The organism is Rhizobium sp. FKL33 (genome assembly GCF_005222915.1).
Classification (GTDB): domain Bacteria; phylum Pseudomonadota; class Alphaproteobacteria; order Rhizobiales; family Rhizobiaceae; genus Rhizobium_E.
Genome location: NZ_STFX01000037.1, coordinates 1 through 1,683, shown reverse-complemented (window position 1 = coordinate 1,683; position 1,683 = coordinate 1). Strand labels below are relative to the sequence as shown.

The window sequence follows — 1,683 nt, the reverse complement described above, 5'->3', positions numbered from 1 at the left end:
CGCCCAATTCACTCCAACGGATGAAGCGATTGTAGAGCGTCTTGTGGGGGCCGTATTCCTTTGGAGCGTCTTTCCACTGAAGTCCATGTTTCAAAACATAAATAATGCCGCTGACCACACGCCGATCATCAACCTGCGGGATGCCATGGGCCAGTGGGAAGTACGGGCGAATTCGGGCAAACTGGGATGGTGTCAGTAAAAACAAATCACTCATGGTAATTCCTCCCGCCCTGAGTGAATCAAAATTCGCCCGCTTTTAAAAGCCCCTTAATTAATGAGGCCTAAGCCTAGTCAACCAGCTTCTTGCTGGTCGATGAGTCCCGCAAAGGAAGTGCGTGGCTGCGCTTCTTCAGAGCCAGCTTCTTTTTGCCGGGGATCTGAGAGCGCTGGAGTTCGCGCGACTGCGTCCAGTTCATCTGTGGTTCCAGACGCCGCCCTGCCGGGTAAGAGTTCTGTAGGCCCTGATCGTACCGATAGCTGTAGTAGCGGTTCACCGGTGGGCCGAAATTGTCGTAATACGGCGTCGTTTCGGTCTCGGCGAAATCGTCGTCCGGATTGACGAGCTTCCCCTGAGCCGCATCGTCATACATCGGCGGGATACCACGCGTGGTGGTTTGGCCGGAAAGGTTAGGGTTCCACGTGCCGGTGGTGCAGCCGAAATCATCGCAGGCCGTCGTGCGGCCCATTTCCCTCATCTTAGAACTCGGCTCCTGATAGAATTCGGGGTTGATGCTGTGAGCCTCGTTCGCCATTTCCTTGCTGACGACATAGTCGTCAGGCATCTCCTGATCGAACGCGATGGCGGGCTTGATCACGTCCTTCTTGGCATATTGCGGTATCGGCTTTGACTTCGGGTCAACCGCGATCTTCGGCTGGTCTATCTTGATAGCTGGCGCATCCGCCATCTTCATCGCTTCGCTGGAATTGCTCCGCCAGATCGTAGCGCCGACGTTGGTCACCGCCATAACGCACAACCAAGTGGCAGCCACTCCGAGAGGCACGTAAATTACGGCCTTGATGAATTCGTGTTTGTGGTTGAGGTCGTTCGGCGTAGCTCCTTGGCTCATGATTGACATGCCCCTCCTGTGGGCAAAGTGCACTAATGCAAGGTAAGATATAGGGAGGGTTAGTTTCAAGTTTAAGAGGCGAATTTGATTCGCAAGTGAGAAAAACTTAATTAGGATTGGCATTGTAAAAGAAAGATATCGACATAGGCCGCATCTACGCCATCCACTCCCCATCCCGCCCAGCGCCAGCTACATCTACATGAAGCTGCGCGGGCGTGGTCGCATCAAGTCCAAGCAATACCGAGAATGGGAGAAGGCGGCGGACGTCGCCAACAGGGAAGAAGGGGCTCGTGCCTAGGCGGTGTGGACGGATTGCCGCATTTAGCTGAAACGGGGTTCCCCCACTGAGTGTTGTCTGATTCATGGGATGCCGACTGATTTGGAGGTCGGCATGAGCACGAAGATGACTGACGGTGATTGGGTAGTGGCGCTCGAAGTGTTTAGGGCATCATTGCCTCGCCGGGGCGACAAAGGCCGTAATGACCGGCTTTTCCTGGAAGCTCTGCATTATTTTGCTGTCCACAATATCACCTAGCGGGCATTGCCTGAACGCTTCGGGAAATGGAATAGCGTGTGGAAGCGGTTCGATCGCCTGAGCAAAGCCGGCACGTTCGAT

The 1,683-nt window shown here is 54.5% G+C and carries 2 protein-coding genes; both read right to left on the bottom strand.

The window, feature by feature from the left end; all coding sequences use genetic code 11:
- Positions 1-214 (bottom strand): transposase (locus tag E8Q41_RS21295; protein ID WP_137157584.1); only part of this gene is annotated, 214 nt, incomplete at its 3' end.
- A 73-nt stretch (positions 215-287) separates the two neighbouring features.
- Entirely contained in the window at positions 288-1,076 is a 789-nt protein-coding gene (locus E8Q41_RS21290; RefSeq protein WP_137157583.1) for a hypothetical protein, read from the bottom strand.
- Positions 1,077-1,683 lie beyond the last annotated feature (607 nt).

Excerpts from the sequence above, each read along its gene's own strand:
- E8Q41_RS21290 (WP_137157583.1), bottom strand. The coding sequence starts at position 1,076 with ATGTCAATCATGAGCCAAGGAGCTACGCCGAACGACCTCAACCACAAA.